This is a genomic window from Coleofasciculus sp. FACHB-542, from assembly GCF_014695825.1.
GTDB lineage: Bacteria > Cyanobacteriota > Cyanobacteriia > Cyanobacteriales > FACHB-T130 > FACHB-T130.
The window spans coordinates 16660-35013 of record NZ_JACJPB010000020.1; the positions used below are offsets into that span (position 1 = coordinate 16660).

Consider the following 18354-nt stretch of genomic DNA (forward strand, 5'->3'; position numbering starts at 1 on the left):
AGTGATTCTTCTGAGGAAATGAGTAGCCAGTGTGTGGAGTAATAAGGGAAGAACAACAACAGCCCAGAGCTGAGAAGGCTAAACCATGACGACCTACATTACTTTTGAAACCGCGCTACGGATGCTTGAAAACGCCTATTTAGCTTCAGTTATCTTCCTCCTTGCGGCTTCTTACCTGGGTTTAATCGCAATCGACAAGATTGAAAAAGCTAGCGACAACGCCCCCTCACGGCAACTCGGTTCTCGTTGAACAGCGATCGCTAAAAGTTCTCGCTCAAATAGTTTGACTGTTAAAAATACTCATCTAGGACTCGCGTCATACTCAACCAAGCTGCGAATTGAAGTTGACAGGCTTCTGGAATCATCAGCATCAATCGTGTAGGACAAGTAAATACCTACCTACTATGCCCCTAAGGAGTAGACTGCGATGGCCTTGTTTGACAAAGTATTCAGTACTCAGAACAAAGTTCAAGAAACGCTTAGTCCAACGGAAGCATTTGCTGCTATTACCTTAGCTGCTTGTGCCTCTGACGGATACCTCTCCGACGAAGAAGCACGAGGCATTTCTTCTACACTGTCTCGAATGAAACTCTTCAGAAGTTATCCAGACGATGTGATGAGACGGATGTTTGATAAACTTCTCGGTATTCTTAAACGACAAGGCCCTAGCGGGTTGGTTAAAGCGGCTCGTGAATCTCTTCCTCACGATTTACAGGAAACGGCTTTTGCAGTGGCAACCGATCTCGTCTTAGCCGATGGCATCGTTACCGAAGAAGAACAGAATTTTTTAAATGATTTGCATCAAGCTTTAGAGATTTCCACGGAAACGGCGGTGCAGATTGTGCAAGTGATGTTAATTAAAAACCGAGGTTAAACCTATCCCCTCACCCTTTCGGATTAAATCTCGATAAATATTCTTCAGTAGAGACTAAATGACCCCTGTTAAGGGGTTTTTTTTTCTGGTTACGATTCCCGGTATGCGCTCAGCACTCACATCGCTCAGAAATGTCTCAAATTTCTACTTTTTATCCAATTTTTATCAAGCTGTCTTCGTAGAGCATCTATATACTCTTGCGATCGCCATAACAGCGATCGCGCAGTCATTCTACTGTCTGGCGCTACTGACAAGGTTCTGCTTATACTTTCTAAAATAATTTATTTCTTCATCCTCCTAGGGGTATATTTTACTCTTTCTTTAGGTATACTTGGCAGAACCGCAAACACAGTTAGGAAGGAAACCTAAATGTCAGGAATGAACTACTTAGAGTTAGAACAAGAAATTGCCAAGATGGCTAGGGCGATGATGACCCGCAATAGCCAGATTGGGAAAGACCTGATAGCGAATTTGAGAAGTCAGATGACCCTCGAAGAGATCGGTGGCATGATGCTGGTGAGTATCGAACGTTTAATCTGGTTTGACAGCGATTCAGTGTTGTGGACGATAGAGAATCTCATTCCTGCCGATGTAATGCAAGAAATTCGCACCATTACTTCAGTAGCTGTCGGCAAACGTTTGATTTGCAAAGGATTTATGCCAGGAAAAGATTTTAGTGTCGATGCAGCTGGCAAACTGCTACTCAACGACAAAGCGAAAACAGCGATATTACCTCTGGCGACTCTAACTCCTTTGAAAAGTTGAAGATGCCGTCAGACGATTGGCTGGAAAGCACAACGCTAGCCTAGGGAAACGTCCTCAAGCATTGTGCTACAAGTCCAATCCTGGATGGGTAAACATCTTCATCTCTAGTGAGTCACAGGATTTATAGTGATAAGAATCACTAATGAGTCAAATGGGTATCACACCCCCTAAACAGATTCGATCACCGAGGGGTATAAGTAAATGCAAGATACTCAATTTAGAGGATTCTGTGACTTACGATGCCCGACAAAGCCCTCATCACCAAACCGATTAATCAACCCACAGAAATCTTAAGCCAGTTGCACAGCGGACAGCTCCTCCGGGTCAATGGTTGTCGCAGCAGCGCCTTAATTATCTGTCATCGCCACCATGCAGAATTGGCGGGTCCTGGTGCAGGGATTGGCAGTCTGTTTGATATTAATTGTAGCCGGGTGATTCCCATTGGCAACCCGTCAGTGGTTTGCCCTGAGTCTCGCGCCGAGCGACAAAAAGCTTATGAAATTCGGCAACAATGGATTCGCTTTACTCAAAAAGCAATGGAGTATTGCGTGCCGTTGCAGCGTGCCCGTGTCATTTTAGTTGTATTTGAAAAATACTTTGGTCTTGAAGCGACTGCCCAAATGCCGGATGAGATTCTGGCTCAATTGGTGGGAGTTTTGCCAAAAACAATCCAAATGGCGCGTCGAGTGACTAGCAAGCCCTGTGAGAGTACCCCAAAGCAATCTACCGTAAAGGTGTTAAGTCTAACAGAAGGATGAGAGATGAAAGGATTCGTTGATTCGTCTTCTTGTATCCTTCTGTAACCTGCCTTTAGCAAGGATGAAGTAGGAAAGAAGTACAGAACGAACAATTCCTTCATCGTTCATCCTTCGCCAGCAGGCTAGTGATTAGATCAGCTTGATGGCGCGGAGACCGAAATACAGCCCCACAGCAACAGCAAAAGCACCACCCAAAAGTAAGAAGTAAGCGATCGCTCCAGAGATTTCCATTTTTCCGATAGAACGCAATATCCACCATTGAAACATCAAGTGGAGTAGAATACAGCCCACGGGCGCTTGTTGGTTGATGGGGTTTGGTTTATGGAATCGGTGATTCGGGTTAATTTACCGCAGCAGGCTTACGAAATTGCGATCGCATCTTCTGGTCTAGGGCAACTAGGCGCTAAGATGACCAGTTTGAACTTGGGGAAGAAAGTGTTGGTTGTTTCTAACCCAGAAATTTTTCGGCACTATGGTCAAGAAGCGATCGCATCCCTTAAAGAAGCTGGTTTTGACGTTACCGAACTAACCCTTCCCGCAGGCGAACGCTACAAAACCCTTGACTCTGTCCAAAAAATCTACGACGCCACCTTGGAAAATCGCCTAGAACGCTCTTCAACGCTTGTTGCAGTAGGCGGTGGCGTAATTGGTGATATGACTGGCTTTGCTGCGGCTACCTGGCTGCGGGGGATTAACTTCGTACAAGTTCCGACAACACTCTTGTCAATGGTTGATGCTGCCATTGGCGGCAAAACCGGCGTTAATCATCCCCAAGGAAAAAATTTAATTGGTGCCTTCCATCAGCCGCGGCTGGTTTTAATTGATCCAGAGGTGCTGAAAACCTTGCCGGTGCAAGAGTTTCGCGCCGGGATGGCAGAGGTGATTAAGTATGGCATCATCTGGGATGCTGATTTATTTGAGCAGATGGAGCGATCGCCATATCTTGACTCACTCCCCTCTCTAGACGCTGGTTTATTACAAGAAATCCTGGCACGATCCTGCCAAGCCAAAGCCGATGTCGTCAGCAAAGATGAAAAAGAAGCTGGACTCCGCGCCATTCTCAACTACGGTCACACTATCGGTCATGCTGTAGAAAGCTTAACCGGCTACCGTGTCGTGAACCACGGGGAAGCAGTAGGGATTGGGATGGTCGCGGCGGGTCAGATTGCGGTTAACCTTCAGATGTGGGACAAGGCAGACGCCCAACGTCAAGATGCCCTAATTCAAAAAGCCGGATTACCCACCCAGCTACCAGCAGGGCTAGACATCGAAGCAATTATTGAGACGCTGCAAACCGATAAGAAAGTGAAAGATGGAAAGGTGCGGTTTGTCCTTCCCACCCAGATTGGGGCAGTAACTGTAACCGACCAAGTGCCGTCCGATGTAATACGACAGGTGCTGCAACAAATGGTTACTCACCAGTAATCTGTAAGCGCAAAAAGCTACACTGAGCCAACTGTTTTCGTCAAACGTCTCTGTTTATAGGGGCTTTCCGATGACTCACTTTGGCATCATCTGTCCTACCGCCTCCGGTCATCTCAACCCGATGACGACTTTAGGCTACGAATTGGTTTCTCGCGGTCATCGCGTCACTCTATTCGGGAAGCCTGTATTGGTGTTGCATTAACTGAGCAAGGGTCTTTGGGCGCTCTTGAGCGCATTAGTTATGGCGTTCTTATCAAATATTTACTCGAAGATGGCGATCGCAGCCGTCTTTTTTTTGCCTAGATGCTTAACATAAAAATTTTTAAATTAACATATTGCAACATTTAAACAACTAGAGCTATATTCGTAGGGTAAGTATAAATTCCTAAGACATCACTTCTGATTGAGTCTATACAGGAAACTTTGGCGAAGTACAGGTTGCTCTGTTGAGTGCCTGCAATACGCCACCTAAATGCCGCAATATCGCCTCAACCTTGGGTAGGTTCTGATGATCAGTACTCAATTTCCGTGGCTCACCACGATTATTCTGCTGCCGTTACTCGCTTCCTTCGCCATCCCCGTACTACCGGATAAAGACGGCAAGACCGTCCGCTGGTACGCATTGGGCGTAGCGTTAGTAGATTTTGCTCTGATTGTTTATACCTTTTGGCGTCACTACGACTTAAAAAACCCAACATTTCAGTTAGTTGAAACCTATTCTTGGGTGCCTCAACTCGGTCTAAATTGGTCTGTAGCGGTGGATGGGCTGTCTATGCCGTTGATTGCTTTGACCGGCTTAGTCACCACCCTGGCTATCTTCGCGGCTTGGAACGTTACAAATAAGCCACGTTTGTTTTACTTTTTAATGCTGGCAATGTACAGCGCTCAGATTGGCGTTTTTGCTGCTCAGGATATGCTTTTGTTCTTCCTGATGTGGGAACTAGAGTTAGTGCCGGTGTACCTGCTGATCTCCATTTGGGGAGGGCCAAAGCGCCAGTATGCTGCAACCAAATTTATCCTTTACACTGCCTTAGGCTCGGTGTTCATTTTAGTTGCCGGTTTAGCAATGGCTTTCTATGGCGATACCGTCACCTTTGACATGGCGGAACTGGCAGCCAAGCATTATCCCTTAGCATTGGAACTCCTGGCCTATGCTGGGTTCTTGATTGCCTTCGGCGTCAAACTGCCAATTTTCCCGCTGCACACTTGGCTACCTGATGCTCACGGCGAAGCTTCCGCCCCCGTCTCGATGATTTTGGCTGGGGTGTTGCTGAAAATGGGCGGCTATGCGCTAATCCGCATGAATATCGAAATGCTGCCTAGCGCCCATGTTTATTTCGCCCCAGTACTCGTGATATTGGGTGTCGTCAACATTGTCTATGGTTCTTTAAACGCTTTTGCTCAAGGCAATCTCAAACGACGGCTAGCTTGTTCTTCGATTGCCCACATGGGCTTTGTACTGATTGGAATTGCCTCGTTCACTGACTTAGGGCTAAACGGTGCAGTTCTGCAAATGGTTTCCCACGGGTTGATTGCAGCGGCGCTGTTCTTCCTCTCAGGCGTTACCTACGAACGCACCCACACCCTGATGATGGAAAAAATGGGGGGCATGGCGAAACAAATGCCTAAAGTTTTTGCTTTGTTCACCGCCGGTTCAATGGCTTCTCTTGCCTTACCGGGAATGAGCGGATTTGTCGGGGAATTGACAGTCTTTCTAGGCTTCACCATGAGTGATGCTTACAGTTCCGCATTCAAAGTAGTGGTGGTATTGCTGGCTGCGGTGGGATTAATTCTAACACCAGTTTATTTACTCTCTATGCTGCGGCAGGTGTTCTACGGTAAGCAGCATCAAGAGTTGGTAACAGATTTAGTGTTGCTGGATGCCCAGCCGCGCGAGGTGTTTATTGCCGCTTGCTTAATTATTCCGATTATCGGAATTGGTTTCTATCCCAAGGTGGCAACTCAAACCTACGATGTGAAGACTGTAGCGATCGCTGCCCAGGTTCACAATGTACTGCCTCTAGTCGCTCAAACCAAAGCGCCTCTCTACTCGCGCGGTTTGGTTGCACCAACTTTACCCGCTACTGCGGCTGGAAATTTGCTGAGTGCAGCCGAGTAATTGACTCGACTGTCCTTAGAAATCAATCGTGCTGATTTAAGGAGCCATCTTCATGGCTCCTTGTTTCTTTTGGATGGAGCCGAATGGTTAGGTTGTGGGGAATGGAGGAGCGATCGCTATTTTCTCGAAATAATAATCCACACCGCATGAATGATTCCGGGAAAATAACCTAGAAAAGTCAAGACGAGATTGATCCAAAAGTCTCTTCCAAAGCCAACTTGCAAGAAAACACCCAGCGGTGGCACAAAAATAGCGATCAGGATACGGAAGAAATCCATAAAAACACCTTTTGAGAATTAATGGGAATATTTTCTAGGATCTCATTGATTTGGGGAATTCTTCTCTCTATTCCGATAGAACTGTCAATCTATCGGTGAGTAGATAAAACAACTTTACTGTTATCTTTGCTACTAAAATGCTAAAAATCTTTAATGTTTAAAAATATTAAGTCAGTCGTCAGTAGAGAGGAATTTTGGGAACGGGAATTGCGGGCGATCGCCGAGAAGCAATGGTTTGTGTGAGACTATCGCGGAAATCCTCACAACATCAAGCTGGGCTGCATATTTATCAACAAGGCAGGAACTTTTTTGGGGAAAATCAGTCTAAGATGCGATGCTGCCCCAAAGAATATGAAGTTATTCTATTAAGAAAATAAAGGCACAAATAAGCAGAGCTATTATTGCAACAAATCCGGCAAAATCTGAGCATTGCTGATATGGGTATTACTGCTGATACAGAAGCGTTGTCTAGGCGGCTAAAGGGTGCAATGGTAGATGATCTAGACCAGCAGATTGAAGATTCCCTACAGCGGCTTGAGCATCTGTGGCAATGTGCTGGAAAGTTACCGATGTCTCACCAGGAGCCGCTCGTGGATGCTCTGAAAAAACTATCGACCCAGCTGCAAGAAATGCAGGCCGTCATTGAGCAACTGCGCCAACAAATTCAGCAAGAATTCGCTAACAAAAATCACGCAGGACTCAAAGAACAGCAGCGTTCCCCAACCGAAGGTGAGTTTATTTTCCTTTCCACTCACCAAAAAGCTTTACAAGCAATCGAGCCTGCTTATAGCAACTCAGAGGTGGTTTCCCAGGGAAAGGGGATTGGCTTTTTGGTGACAAATCCAGAAGCCGTAATTTTATCAGCCAACCGGACTAGCGGTGAGTGGCTCGAAAGCGTTCAAGAAAGCTTAGTCGGTAAGGCGCTGGTGGAGTTCGTGGTCACGGATGCTCGTGACGACTTTCAGACTCAACTCAGCGCCCTACAACAGGGATTTGTTGTCAATAACTGGGAAATCTGCCTGCAAACAAGGCAGGGTAGGACATTTAAGGCTATCGTCACTGTCGAGCCAGTGCAAGAGCCGCAACATCTGCAAGTCGTAGGTTTGCGCTGGCTGCTGCAACAAATGCTTCCGTGTCAAGCCGAGCGGGTAGTAGATTTTTCGGGGACAAATTGGGAGTGCGCCGATAGGGATCTAGAAAATCAGGTTGAGGGAAAAATTGCCCAAAATGATAGCGGGGTAAGGGATACGAGGTTGCAAAAAACGCTGCACGAGCAACCCCACGACCAGCTCAATCGCGATCGCACAATCCACTTGCAACAGATCCTTGACTTTGAAGCAATGCTTAAACGCATTACTGACAAAGTTCGTGATAGCCTCGACGAAAACCATATTTTGCAAACGGCTGTCGAAGAATTAACGTTAGTGTTGGGGATTGAAGGCTGCGATACAGCTTTATACGATGCCAATCAAACCACGGCAACAATCGCTCACGAATACACCCAAGGATTGCCATCGGCACTAGGAAAAGTCGTCACAATTTCTGACCTTTTTCAAGACGATGCTCAATTACTGAAAGGTCAGTATTTCCAGTTTTGTTACCTAATCCCTGAGATTCGAGGAGCGGTGGCTATCCTAGCTTGTCCGATTTTTGATAGCCAAGCAGTATTTGGGGATCTCTGGTTATTTAAGCGGCAGGAGGAAGCTTTCAACGAGCTAGAAATCCAGCTTGTGCAGCAAGTGGCGTCTCAATGCGCGATCGCAATTCGACAAGCCCGACTCTATCAAGCAGCACAAACGCAAGTCGCAGAACTGGAAAAGCTGAATCGCCTCAAAGATGACTTTCTCAGTACCGTTCCCCATGAATTGCGATCGCCAGTTGCCAACATGAAAATGGCGATTCAGATGTTGGGGATTGCCTTGAATAAAGACCACGGACTGTTTGCAGAACTCTCGAAGCCGCCCGCAGAAAGAAACAAAGTGGCTCGCTACTTCCATATTTTGCATAATGAATGCGAGCGAGAAACCAACTTGATCAACGATCTACTAGAGTGGCAGCGAATCAATGCAGAGATTCAGCCTTTGGTACTGACAAGCATTCAGCTAGAAGATTGGCTTCCCACAATTGTAGAAACTTTTCAAAAGCCAGCCCAAGAACGCGATCGCCACTTAGAAATTCACCTTGAGTCCGAACTGCCTCCGTTAATTTGCGATCGCACCAGTTTAGGACGCATATTCAGCGAGTTACTCAACAATGCCTGCAAGTACACGCCATCAGCCGAACGGATTGCAGTAAAAGCACGTAGCGTCGCAGATAAGATGCAAGTGAGCGTAATAAATACTGGCGTGGAAATTCCAGCCAGCGAGCGCGAACGAGTATTTGAAAAGTTTTACCGGATTCCCAACTCCGATCCCTGGAAGCAAGGCGGGACTGGCTTGGGACTGGCGCTGGTCCAGAAATTGGTTGCCAATTTAGGAGGCACGATTCATCTAGAAAGTGCTGCCAATTACACTTGCTTTACAGTGTCGTTGCCGCTGAAGCCTTCGACTCTTACTGAAGCGCAACCTTCCTGAGAAATGTGCCTTATTCAAGCTGACTAAACCGGCGATTATCGGTGTTTTTCCACTCCCATCTAGAGAGCAATTGATAATCCTAGATCCGTACTTTGATTTCTAGCATTTCATCCCGTTTCCAACTAAAGTCAGCCGCCACTGATTTTCGCTTTGTAGCCCAAAGTTGCGAGAACTTGGACGAGTTTCTGAGTATGATCGCCCTGAATTTCAATCGCATTTTCCTTCACTGTGCCCCCCGTGCCGCACTGAGCTTTCAACTGTTTCGCCAGGGCTTCCAGTGTTTCTAGTTTTACCTGAAAGCCACTAATTACAGTTACAGTTTTGCCCTTTCTTCCTTTCCGAGATGCCTGAACCTTGAGGTTTTGCTGATTGGGCGGTAGTTCTGGCACGGGTCGTTCTAAGGCATCTGAATTATCGGTGTTTCCGAATTCCGAGTAGATAACGCGATTTTGAGCGGGTGTTTTAGAACTGGATGCTTTGCCCTTGGAAGAAGACATAACAGTAAGTCAGGTAAAAGTTATTCAACAACAGATTAGATCGAGGAGGAGCCGGAAATCTCTTCAAAATTTGGGCGCGAGTTTTGTCCGCGATTTATTCAGATGTAGCAGTTCTCAATGAAAGTGTGAGATACATCTGTAAGAGCGCACCTGTCTACCCTGTAGGGCAATTTTAGCGAATTTGTTAAATCTCGCCGCCAAAATCGAACCAGTCGCCGCCGCCGTCTTCAAATGCCACTCCAGTTCCTATCTCAACGGCTGCACCTCCCAGCCCCACTCTATCTCCGAGACACTAGAACCTTCCAGCCCAGTAATTTTGTTTTGGATAAACTCATCGAAACTATAATGAAGTTTGTGTTGTAATTCCCACAATTCGCTGTGACACGTACTCCCATTTCTCCTGATTCCCAAGAAACTGCTAACGCTTCTACACAACAACCCGACGCACTAGGGCGATTTGGACGATTTGGCGGCAAGTACGTGCCGGAAACGTTGATGCCAGCGCTGAGTGAGTTGGAAGCTGCTTTTCAGAAATACCGAGCTGAACCCGCTTTCCAGCAAGAACTTCAAGGATTGCTGCGGGATTATGTAGGTCGCCCCAGCCCCCTTTATTTTGCCGAACGTTTGACGGCTCACTATGCAAAGCCAGATGGTACGGGGCCGCAAATTTATCTGAAGCGGGAAGATTTGAACCATACGGGTGCCCACAAAATCAACAATGCTTTGGCTCAGGTATTGTTGGCGAAGCGAATGGGCAAGCAGCGGATTATTGCAGAAACGGGTGCCGGACAGCATGGCGTCGCTACAGCCACGGTTTGCGCTCGATTTGGTCTGGATTGCGTCATTTATATGGGCGTCCAGGATATGGAACGGCAATCGCTGAATGTGTTCCGGATGCGGCTGATGGGGGCAGAGGTGCGCCCTGTGGCGGCGGGAACCGGAACGCTTAAAGATGCCACGTCGGAAGCCATTCGGGATTGGGTAACGAATGTAGAAACGACTCACTACATCTTAGGTTCGGTTGCAGGCCCTCACCCTTATCCGATGTTGGTGCGCGACTTCCATGCAGTAATTGGTCAGGAAACTCGCGCTCAAGCGATGGAGAAATGGGGCGGGTTGCCGGATATTCTCCTGGCTTGCGTCGGCGGTGGCTCAAATGCGATGGGACTCTTCTATGAGTTTGTGAAGGAGCCATCAGTCCGGCTGATTGGAATTGAGGCGGCTGGTGAGGGTGTTGATACCGAGAAACACGCTGCCACTCTTACCAAGGGACGGGTGGGAGTTTTGCACGGGGCGATGAGCTATTTGCTGCAAGATGAGGATGGTCAAGTGGTGGAGGCGCATTCTATAAGCGCTGGTCTAGATTATCCCGGCGTTGGCCCGGAGCATAGTTATCTCAAGGATGAAGGTCGGGCTGAATACTACAGCGTGACTGACCAAGAGGCTTTGGTAGCGTTTCGGCAGTTGTCGCAGCTAGAGGGAATTATTCCAGCGTTGGAAACGTCTCACGCGATCGCTTACCTGGATATTCTCTGCCCTCAACTGACTGGCAATCCCCGCATTGTCATCAACTGCTCTGGACGCGGCGATAAGGATGTGCAGACAGTTGCTAAAGTCCTGTCTCTTTAAAGGCGATTAGCTCTCTTTTCAAGTCGGTCATGGCTCAAGAGTAGTGAGTAAAAATTACTCACTACTCTTAATTCGTTATGAAACAAAACAAGGTGAAGTAGATTAATTAAAACCACCCTGTTTCACCCCAAAAGCGGAGATGGCTTAGAGGTAAGGTTGCGAGTGGATATATTGCACTCAATACATTGCACTCAACTGAGAACCCCTATCGTGAGTTCCATCCTCAGCGATTAGAAGAAGCCAGATTACGAAAGCGTGTAAATTGCGGATCGAATAATAGCCTTACAGTCCCTACTGGGCCATTGCGATGTTTTGCAATAATAATCTCTGCAATGCCTCGGTCAGGCGTGTCATTGTTATAGTATTCATCTCGATAAAGCATGATGATTAAGTCAGCATCTTGCTCAATACTTCCACTTTCACGTAAATCTGACATCATCGGGCGCTTATTGTTACGGGCTTCGACGCCGCGACTGAGCTGGGATAAGGCAATAATCGGGACGTTGAGTTCGCGGGCTAAACCTTTGAGACTCCGCGTCATTTTCGACAATTCTTGGACCCGATTGTCACCGCCCCCTTCCATTAATTGCAAGTAATCTAAGAGAATTAATCCCAACTGTCCATGCTGTTCTGCCTGGAGACGACGAGCTTGCGATCGCATCTGCATCACCGTCATATTGGGCGTGTCGTCAATGTAGATTGGCATCTCCGAGAGGGTGCCGAGGGCGTGCGAGAGTGGTTCCCACTCATTTTGACTAATTCGCCCAGCCCGCAGGCGGTTACTTTCAATTCCTGCCTCGCTAGCCAGCATTCGCTGCACCAGCTGTTCTTTGGACATTTCCAGGCTAAAAACAGCGACCGGCAATTTATGAAATTCAGCGATATTTCGGGCAATATTCAAACAAATAGCCGTTTTGCCCATAGACGGCCTTCCCGCCACGATAATCAAGTCAGAACGCTGAAAACCACCAGTCATCGCGTCCAGGTCATAGAAGCCACAGGGAAGACCGGGGAGAGCCAGATCCTGATGGCGGATTTCAATATCCTGAAACGTATTGATTAGGGTGTCGGAAATTGGTACCAGACCTTGCTGAGGGCGATCCTGGGTGAGACTAAAAACTTTCTGTTCTGCCTGGTCGAGAATCGTTGCCAGCTCGGTCGCTGTCTCATAACCTAACTGAGAAATCTCGCCACCTGCCTGAATTAACTTCCGGCGTAGGTATTTATCCATCACCAGTGCTGCATACTGGTCGATGTTGACAGCAGACACAGTGCGATCTACCAGTTGGGCTAACTTACTCTGTCCGCCCACTTTGTCAAGTTCGCTCCTGTCATACAGCCAAGTAGTGACACTCATCAAATCTGTGGGTTTGCCTTGACTGCTTAAGGCAAGGGCGGCGCGATAGATTGCCTTGTGAGCGTTAATTGAAAATGCGTCTGGCAGAAGGATATCGGCAACCCGACCGATGGCTTCCGGATCTAGTAAAATACCTCCCAAAATACTTTCTTCGGCCTCAATGTTTTGGGGGGGTAAGCGATTCGCCAAGGACGACATCGCTTCGTTACCGTTTTTGCCTTGGAAATTTAGTTCGTTAGCCATAACAAGGCCGTTCTCAGAAAGATTCAGACCATGACTATGATAACGGGGGTTAAGCGATCGCACTCCTGCTTCACTCAACCCCCTTCCTTGGCAGGAAAATATCGGTCAAACCGTTGTAGCGGCGACTCAATTTTTCAGGCAAGGCGCTCCGATTAGCTGGGCACAACCTGAATTTGCACAACTGCACTAACTTCAGGGTGTAGCTTGATCTCTGCCTTGTAGGTGCCCGTCTCACCAATATCGGGAAGACTGATCGTCCGGCGATCGATTTCCTTCCCAGTGGCTTGGAGAATGGCTGTCACCACTTCTGCACTCGTGACGGTACCGAAAATGGCATTTTCTTCACCCACCTGCTTGGCGATGGTGTAGCTGCCCACAGCTTCTATGGCAGTCTTCAGCTCAAGGCTCTGCTGTTTTTCTTCCAACAGGCGCACCCGCTCTTTTTCTTTGCGCCGTTCGACTTGCTTGAGCAAGCCAGCAGTGGCAGGGATTCCCAGTTTTTGGGGAATTAGATAATTGCGAGCATAGCCGGGAGCGACTTCAACCAAGTCACCGCTTTTTCCTAGCTTGCTGACATCTTGATTCAAAACTAATTGCACGCGCTTCGCCATAGTTTTTTTTCTGCTACAGACAAAAGAAAATTAATCGTGGGGTAGAACACTCCATACTACGAAAATATGTTGAGCGATCGCAATATAAAATCTGAATTCAGCGAATGCCTATCTGTTTGCCGGGGTACAGAATCCTAAAACCGATCTTTCATCCCCCGCAGCCGAGCAAAAGCCTGCACTGGATCTTGGCTGTTCGCTGCTGATTGCAGCGTCGGAGTGTCCCAGCGTAAAAATGGATTCGTGCGCTTTTCTACTCCTAGCTTCGATGGCACCGTTGCCTCCAAACGACTGCGGGCGTCTTTGACCTCAGCATAGCGGGATTGTAAATCTGGATTTTCCCCATCGACGGTGAGAGCAAATTGGAGGTTTTTCAGAGTGTATTCATGAGCGCACCAAACGCGGGTAGTATCCGGTAAAGCCCTAAGCTTGCTCAAGCTTGACACCATCTGGGTGGGTGAACCTTCAAACAGCCTGCCACAGCCACCGGCAAACAAGGTGTCACCACAAAATAAATCGCCCGTTTCCTCAGCAGTTGCTGGCAGGAAGTAGTAAGCAATGTGGGCGCGGGTATGTCCGGGAACAAAGAAAACTTCGCCACTTCTACCGGCAAACTCGACGCGATCGCCCTCCTGCAAAAACACCTGTTGCCCAGGAATTCTCCCTTTATCCTCAGCCCCCCCATACACGCAGACATCCGGAAAGCGTTGCATCAGCTGCCGATTTCCGCCCACATGATCGCTATGATGGTGAGTATTGAAAATTGCTACCAACTGCACGTCAATTTCTTGCAAGCGTTGCAGTACCGGCTGAGCTTCAGCGGGGTCTACAACCGCTGCTATCTTCTGAGTCGGGTCATGCAGCAAAAAGATGTAGTTGTCAGAAAGTACCGGAATTCGGTCAACCTGCATTTACCACTGCCTCTGTAAGGGAGTGTCCCAATGGGACAAGACTTTATCATTTCTTAACATTATTCTTACAGAAACTTTAGACAAATGCCAACGAACGGCAAACAGATAATCTTAAATAGACAGTAGACACCACCAAATAATCGGCGAAAATTGAGGAGTCACTAACCACCTATGGCATGGACACGAGAACGCCAGTCAAACTTACAGATTCAACAAATGGTAGACCGTATCCTGTCAGCCGGTCAGTTGACCCGAAGCGAGTATCTGCATCTGACAACGGCTATTCTTTCTGATTACCTAGTGACAGACGAAGAACGTCGCCAGCTTAATCGCATCTTTGACAATATCCAAACGGGTCATCTAAAGTTTGTTGACTAGACCTTCTTCAATTCTTTTTTAGCAGATGGGAATGCCGAACAGACACCGAACCCTACTAGCTGATTTACTTACCATTGTTTTTTTCTACATACATTTATTCCAGTCTCTTGATATTTTAACTTCACCCATTATACTGATAAAGAATGAAGTCAGTCTCTAGAAAGGATTAAATTGGTTATTTCAGTTAGACTGTACTATTACTCGCTTATTCTATGTTCAACTATCTAAATTTAACTAGAAATTTGTGGATTTACAGCAAAACAAAAAATTAAAAATTTCATTGATTGTAAGCGATCTATCCGCTAGTGGTGCAGGAAGATGGGGAGGGGCTGTTCGTACGTTTTTGCTATATGAAGCCTTAAAGAAACTTAACCATGAAGTAAAAATTTTTGGTTTTGTTTTTGGTGAAGAATCACTAGAAGTCGCTCAATCGAACATACCAATTGTTGCTATTCCTTGCGCTTATCATTCAGGTTTTATAAAAGCCGCTCAAAAACTCATAAAACAAATTGATGGAGATATTATATACGCCGTAAAACTGAAACCTACAAGTTTCGGATTATCTATCATTAAGAAAATAACAGCTCGTTGTCCTATTATTTTAGATATAGATGACTGGGAACTCAGTTGGCATGGAGGCGAGCAATGGAAATATCGTCCCAGTTTAAAGCAATTTTATAGAGATACTTTGAAGCCTGATGGGGCATTAAGATATCCAGATCACCCTCTTTATTTGCAGTGGATGGAAAGCTTGGTATCTTATGCCGATACGATTACATTACACACTCAATTCTTGAAAGATCGCTTTGGAGGTGTATATTTACCGAATGGTAAAGATACTACTCTTTTTGATCCTAGCCAATTTGATTCTGAAGCAAGTAGAATCCGTTATGGTCTCGCAGGCTACCGTATTTTAATGTTTCCAGGAGCGCCACGACCGTACAAAGGTCTTGAAGATGTCTTAGCAGCACTAGACCGGCTGAATCAGCCAGACCTTAGACTTGTAATTGTTGGGGGAAGTCCATACGATGCCTACGATAATCAATTAATGCAACAGTGGGAGCGTTGGATTATCAAACTACCAAAATATCCAGTTTCAGAAATGCCTGCTGTGGTAGCCGCTGCCCATATTGTGGTTGTTCCCCAACGAGATACCCCTGCCGCACAGGCTCAGTTCCCGCTCAAATTAACAGATGGAATGGCAATGGCAAAGCCAATTCTGTCTACTTACGTTGGCGATATTCCAGAAATTCTAGGCGGCACAGGTTATCTGGTTGCTCCTGAATCTCCAGAAGAAATTGCTGAAAAAATCCAATGGATATTGGAGCATTTAGATGAAGCAAATCAGCAGGGTATAAAAGCAAGAGAAAGATGTATATCCCACTATAGTACTGAGACAATGGCATCTATACTATCTGATGTGATTAAAGATTTGCAACTAGCTGGAAAAGTTTAGACTATCAATCAAGTGAAGCTCGCTTCGTAGCAGAAAAGAAAGTATGTTTTCAAACTCTAATAAGTTACTTCTACAATTTGCGTTACGGTATCCCGTCTTAGTCATAGCGACGGTTATTCTGGGCTTCTCCGGCGCTCTATTTAATGGAGTCAGTACAACCTTAATTGTGCCGGTAGTGCTGGACTTTTTAGGGCAGAATCAGCTGAATTTAACCGGAGGTCCCCCCCTGATTCGGAGAATGCTATCCGTGTTTGACGGTTTTACTGGAGAAAACCGTCTCATCGCAATGACTGCGGCAGTATTACTAGCCATTATTCTAAAAAATGTGACTAGCTATATAAGCTCTCTAGTCGGTAGCTACTTATCTAAATCCTTGGTCAACGATATTCGTAAAGAAGGAATTAAGCTATTATTGGATGTCGATATTGAATATTTTGCAAAGACGAAAGTTGGAGATATCATCAATCGGTTAGGACAAGAAGTTAGTCGTACTGCTAGTTCAATTCGCGTTTTAATACGGCTATTTATCACAGCAGTCACAATTTTAGTATTTGTCTGGATATTGTTACTAATTTCTTGGGAACTGACCTTAGCATCTACAGTTTTGTTGATTTTAGTAACGCTGCCAAATCAATTTTATATCCAGCGCTCTAAAAAATTTGGGAAGGCAGTATCAAGAGCATCAAAGGCTTATTCTAGTGCCCAACTTGAAGTTTTGACTGGGATTCGGCTCATCAAAAGTGTTAGTAATGAAGAGCGGGAATTCGAGCGACTAAACAAACTGATTAAGGATCGAGAACAAGCAGAATTACAATCGCAAGCGAACTCGGCAGCGATTGGACCTATCAACGAAGTATCGGGAATTATTGTTGTATTAGCAATTGTATTGTTAGGTCGTGCTTTATTTTTACAGCAGTTGGAGTCGCTCTCGGCAGTACTGCTGACTTATCTAGTTGTCCTGTTCCGATTACTCCCTTTTGTGGGTCAGTTAAACAGTGCGAGGGGTGAATTTGCCAACTCTGCTCCCAGCGTTGAAGTAGTGACAGATTTCTTGCGCCGGGATAACAAGCCATTAATGGTGAGCGGTGGAGTTCCTTACGCCGGATTTAAAGAGGAAATTCGTTTTGAGGGCGTGTCTTTTGCCTATCCGGGGAATGACGATTTAGTTCTAAACAAGATAGATTTATGGATTCCTAAAGGGAAAACTCTTGCTTTAGTCGGAGCATCGGGGGCAGGCAAGTCAACGCTGGTCGATCTGCTACCAAGATTTTACGATCCGACAGAGGGTCGCATCACGATAGATGGAAAAAATATGAAGGAATTTGATATGCACTCGCTGAGAAAAGCGATGGGCATTGTCAGTCAAGATACCTTTCTATTTAATGATTCCGTTCGCAACAACATCGCCTATGCCTGGGAGAGAGTGACTGAGGAAGAGGTGATTGAAGCGGCTAAACGAGCAAATGCCTACGAATTCATTGTGAACTTACCCCAAGGATTTGATACAACGATTGGGGATCGCGGAGTTTTGCTATCGGGAGGACAACGACAACGGATTGCGATCGCTCGCGCACTGCTACGCAACCCAGAGATTCTAATTTTGGATGAAGCCACCAGTGCCCTGGATACCGTTTCAGAACGTTTGGTGCAACAGGCGATTGATGAACTTTGCCGCGATCGCACAACAGTGGTCATTGCTCACCGCCTTTCCACCGTGCAAAAAGCCGATCAAATTGCTGTAATGGAAAAAGGTCGTGTTGTGGAACTCGGTACTCATGCGGAACTTTTAAAGAAAAACGGCTACTATACCCGTCTGTACTCAATGCAGTTCTCTGAAACAACTCAAAATGTCATTAAAGCCGCCGTTAATGAAGCTTTAGTCAAAACTTCTTACGAAGTTCGGTCTCGTCTGAACCCCATGATTGGTTTTCTGAAGCTAGTGGTTGATGACTTGGTAGACAGTACAGAAGAGTCACGCGAATTAACCGAAGAAGCCTACGAGTCAGCAATTCGCCTGCTCAGAACTTTAGAATTTCTCGAAGATAGCTCTAAGATGAAATAAAAATTATCTATTGTTATTCTTCAAAACATTAATGCACTTACGCTTTTCAACTTTTGCAAGAATCTAAAAGTTCTTGTACTTTATCTTTGATTTGAAAAGCGTCTTTTCCAAATTTACAATAGGGGATTTGATAAGTCCAAGTTTGATAAAATAATTCATTCTTGTGATATGTATGTGTTCCCTAAAAAGATATGAAGAATGTTAAATGAACACAAAGAATATGTCCATGTAAACCATTTGTAGCGCTCAGACGATGCTGCTTAAATTGATAAACCCCTGAGTTTTGTTGTAATTCCGATTGATTTAAATAAGTGCTTATGTAAAATAAATTACACATAATAAAAAGTAGAATAAGCTAAAACAAAAGTCAAGAAAACAAGAGACTTATGAGATTTATTAGAGATTTAAGCCGAGAAACTCA

18 protein-coding genes are annotated in these 18354 nt (G+C 45.9%); 12 read left to right on the top strand and 6 right to left on the bottom strand.

Features of this window, described 5'->3' with window-relative positions; translation table 11 throughout:
• Nucleotides 1-85 precede the first annotated feature (85 nt).
• From H6F52_RS05440 to H6F52_RS05455, 4 genes are all read left to right on the top strand, one after another.
• Entirely contained in the window at nucleotides 86-250 is a 165-nt protein-coding gene (locus H6F52_RS05440; protein WP_190433212.1) for a hypothetical protein, read from the top strand.
• A 177-nt stretch (nucleotides 251-427) separates the two neighbouring features.
• On the top strand, nucleotides 428-874 hold the full coding sequence (locus tag H6F52_RS05445; RefSeq protein ID WP_190532606.1) for a tellurite resistance TerB family protein: 447 nt from the start codon (nucleotides 428-430) through the stop codon (nucleotides 872-874).
• Between the two features lie 378 nt (nucleotides 875-1252).
• The gene (locus H6F52_RS05450) at nucleotides 1253-1639 is read left to right on the top strand and encodes a hypothetical protein (protein ID WP_190428543.1); all 387 of its coding nucleotides are present in this window, start codon (nucleotides 1253-1255) and stop codon (nucleotides 1637-1639) included.
• 239 nt (nucleotides 1640-1878) lie between these two features.
• Entirely contained in the window at nucleotides 1879-2397 is a 519-nt protein-coding gene (locus H6F52_RS05455) for a hypothetical protein (protein ID WP_190428538.1), read from the top strand.
• A gap of 129 nt (nucleotides 2398-2526) precedes the next feature.
• On the opposite strand, the gene H6F52_RS05460 is transcribed toward H6F52_RS05455, so the two are convergent.
• On the bottom strand, nucleotides 2527-2622 hold the full coding sequence (locus H6F52_RS05460; RefSeq protein WP_190411348.1) for a cytochrome b6-f complex subunit PetL: 96 nt from the start codon (nucleotides 2620-2622) through the stop codon (nucleotides 2527-2529).
• A gap of 96 nt (nucleotides 2623-2718) precedes the next feature.
• On the opposite strand from H6F52_RS05460, the gene aroB reads away from it, so the two are divergent.
• The 3 genes from aroB (at nucleotide 2719) to H6F52_RS05470 (ending at nucleotide 5941) form a co-directional block, all read left to right on the top strand.
• Nucleotides 2719-3822: a 3-dehydroquinate synthase gene (aroB, locus tag H6F52_RS05465; RefSeq protein WP_190428537.1), complete on the top strand. Its 1104-nt coding sequence runs from the start codon at nucleotides 2719-2721 to the stop codon at nucleotides 3820-3822.
• Between the two features lie 70 nt (nucleotides 3823-3892).
• On the top strand, nucleotides 3893-4024 hold the full coding sequence (locus tag H6F52_RS25990; RefSeq protein WP_277881902.1) for a hypothetical protein: 132 nt from the start codon (nucleotides 3893-3895) through the stop codon (nucleotides 4022-4024).
• Between the two features lie 306 nt (nucleotides 4025-4330).
• Nucleotides 4331-5941: an NAD(P)H-quinone oxidoreductase subunit 4 gene (locus tag H6F52_RS05470; RefSeq protein WP_190532609.1), complete on the top strand. Its 1611-nt coding sequence runs from the start codon at nucleotides 4331-4333 to the stop codon at nucleotides 5939-5941.
• 116 nt (nucleotides 5942-6057) lie between these two features.
• On the opposite strand, the gene H6F52_RS05475 is transcribed toward H6F52_RS05470, so the two are convergent.
• Nucleotides 6058-6219: a YqaE/Pmp3 family membrane protein gene (locus H6F52_RS05475; protein WP_190411249.1), complete on the bottom strand. Its 162-nt coding sequence runs from the start codon at nucleotides 6217-6219 to the stop codon at nucleotides 6058-6060.
• 401 nt (nucleotides 6220-6620) lie between these two features.
• Here H6F52_RS05475 and H6F52_RS05480 point away from each other — a divergent pair, with 401 nt between their 5' ends.
• Nucleotides 6621-8792 carry an ATP-binding protein gene (locus H6F52_RS05480; protein WP_190532612.1) on the top strand — a complete coding sequence of 724 codons (2172 nt, stop codon included), beginning with the start codon at nucleotides 6621-6623 and terminating at the stop codon, nucleotides 8790-8792.
• A 128-nt stretch (nucleotides 8793-8920) separates the two neighbouring features.
• Here the strand turns inward: H6F52_RS05480 and H6F52_RS05485 are convergent, their stop codons facing one another.
• A complete protein-coding gene (locus H6F52_RS05485; protein ID WP_190532615.1) occupies nucleotides 8921-9289 on the bottom strand; it encodes a translation initiation factor in 369 nt (122 codons plus the stop codon).
• 378 nt (nucleotides 9290-9667) lie between these two features.
• Between H6F52_RS05485 and trpB the strand changes: the two genes are divergently transcribed.
• Nucleotides 9668-10918 (top strand): tryptophan synthase subunit beta, encoded by a 1251-nt coding sequence (gene trpB, locus H6F52_RS05490; RefSeq protein ID WP_190532618.1) that lies wholly within the window; start codon nucleotides 9668-9670, stop codon nucleotides 10916-10918.
• Nucleotides 10919-11141: 223 nt separating this feature from the next.
• Here trpB and dnaB read toward each other — a convergent pair whose 3' ends face one another.
• The 3 genes from dnaB to gloB form a co-directional block, all read right to left on the bottom strand.
• Nucleotides 11142-12518, bottom strand: coding sequence for a replicative DNA helicase (gene dnaB, locus H6F52_RS05495; protein WP_190532629.1), 1377 nt, complete (start codon nucleotides 12516-12518; stop codon nucleotides 11142-11144).
• A gap of 152 nt (nucleotides 12519-12670) precedes the next feature.
• The gene (rplI, locus tag H6F52_RS05500; protein ID WP_190428532.1) at nucleotides 12671-13129 is read right to left on the bottom strand and encodes a 50S ribosomal protein L9; all 459 of its coding nucleotides are present in this window, start codon (nucleotides 13127-13129) and stop codon (nucleotides 12671-12673) included.
• Between the two features lie 134 nt (nucleotides 13130-13263).
• Nucleotides 13264-14037, bottom strand: a complete 774-nt coding sequence (gene gloB / locus H6F52_RS05505) for a hydroxyacylglutathione hydrolase (protein WP_190532621.1) — start codon at nucleotides 14035-14037, stop codon at nucleotides 13264-13266.
• A 171-nt stretch (nucleotides 14038-14208) separates the two neighbouring features.
• On the opposite strand from gloB, the gene H6F52_RS05510 reads away from it, so the two are divergent.
• From H6F52_RS05510 to H6F52_RS05520, 3 genes are all read left to right on the top strand, one after another.
• Nucleotides 14209-14415, top strand: a complete 207-nt coding sequence (locus H6F52_RS05510; RefSeq protein ID WP_190411256.1) for a hypothetical protein — start codon at nucleotides 14209-14211, stop codon at nucleotides 14413-14415.
• A 244-nt stretch (nucleotides 14416-14659) separates the two neighbouring features.
• Nucleotides 14660-15871 carry a glycosyltransferase gene (locus tag H6F52_RS05515; RefSeq protein ID WP_190532623.1) on the top strand — a complete coding sequence of 404 codons (1212 nt, stop codon included), beginning with the start codon at nucleotides 14660-14662 and terminating at the stop codon, nucleotides 15869-15871.
• Nucleotides 15872-15914: 43 nt separating this feature from the next.
• Nucleotides 15915-17933 (top strand): ABC transporter ATP-binding protein, encoded by a 2019-nt coding sequence (locus tag H6F52_RS05520; RefSeq protein ID WP_190532626.1) that lies wholly within the window; start codon nucleotides 15915-15917, stop codon nucleotides 17931-17933.
• Nucleotides 17934-18354 lie beyond the last annotated feature (421 nt).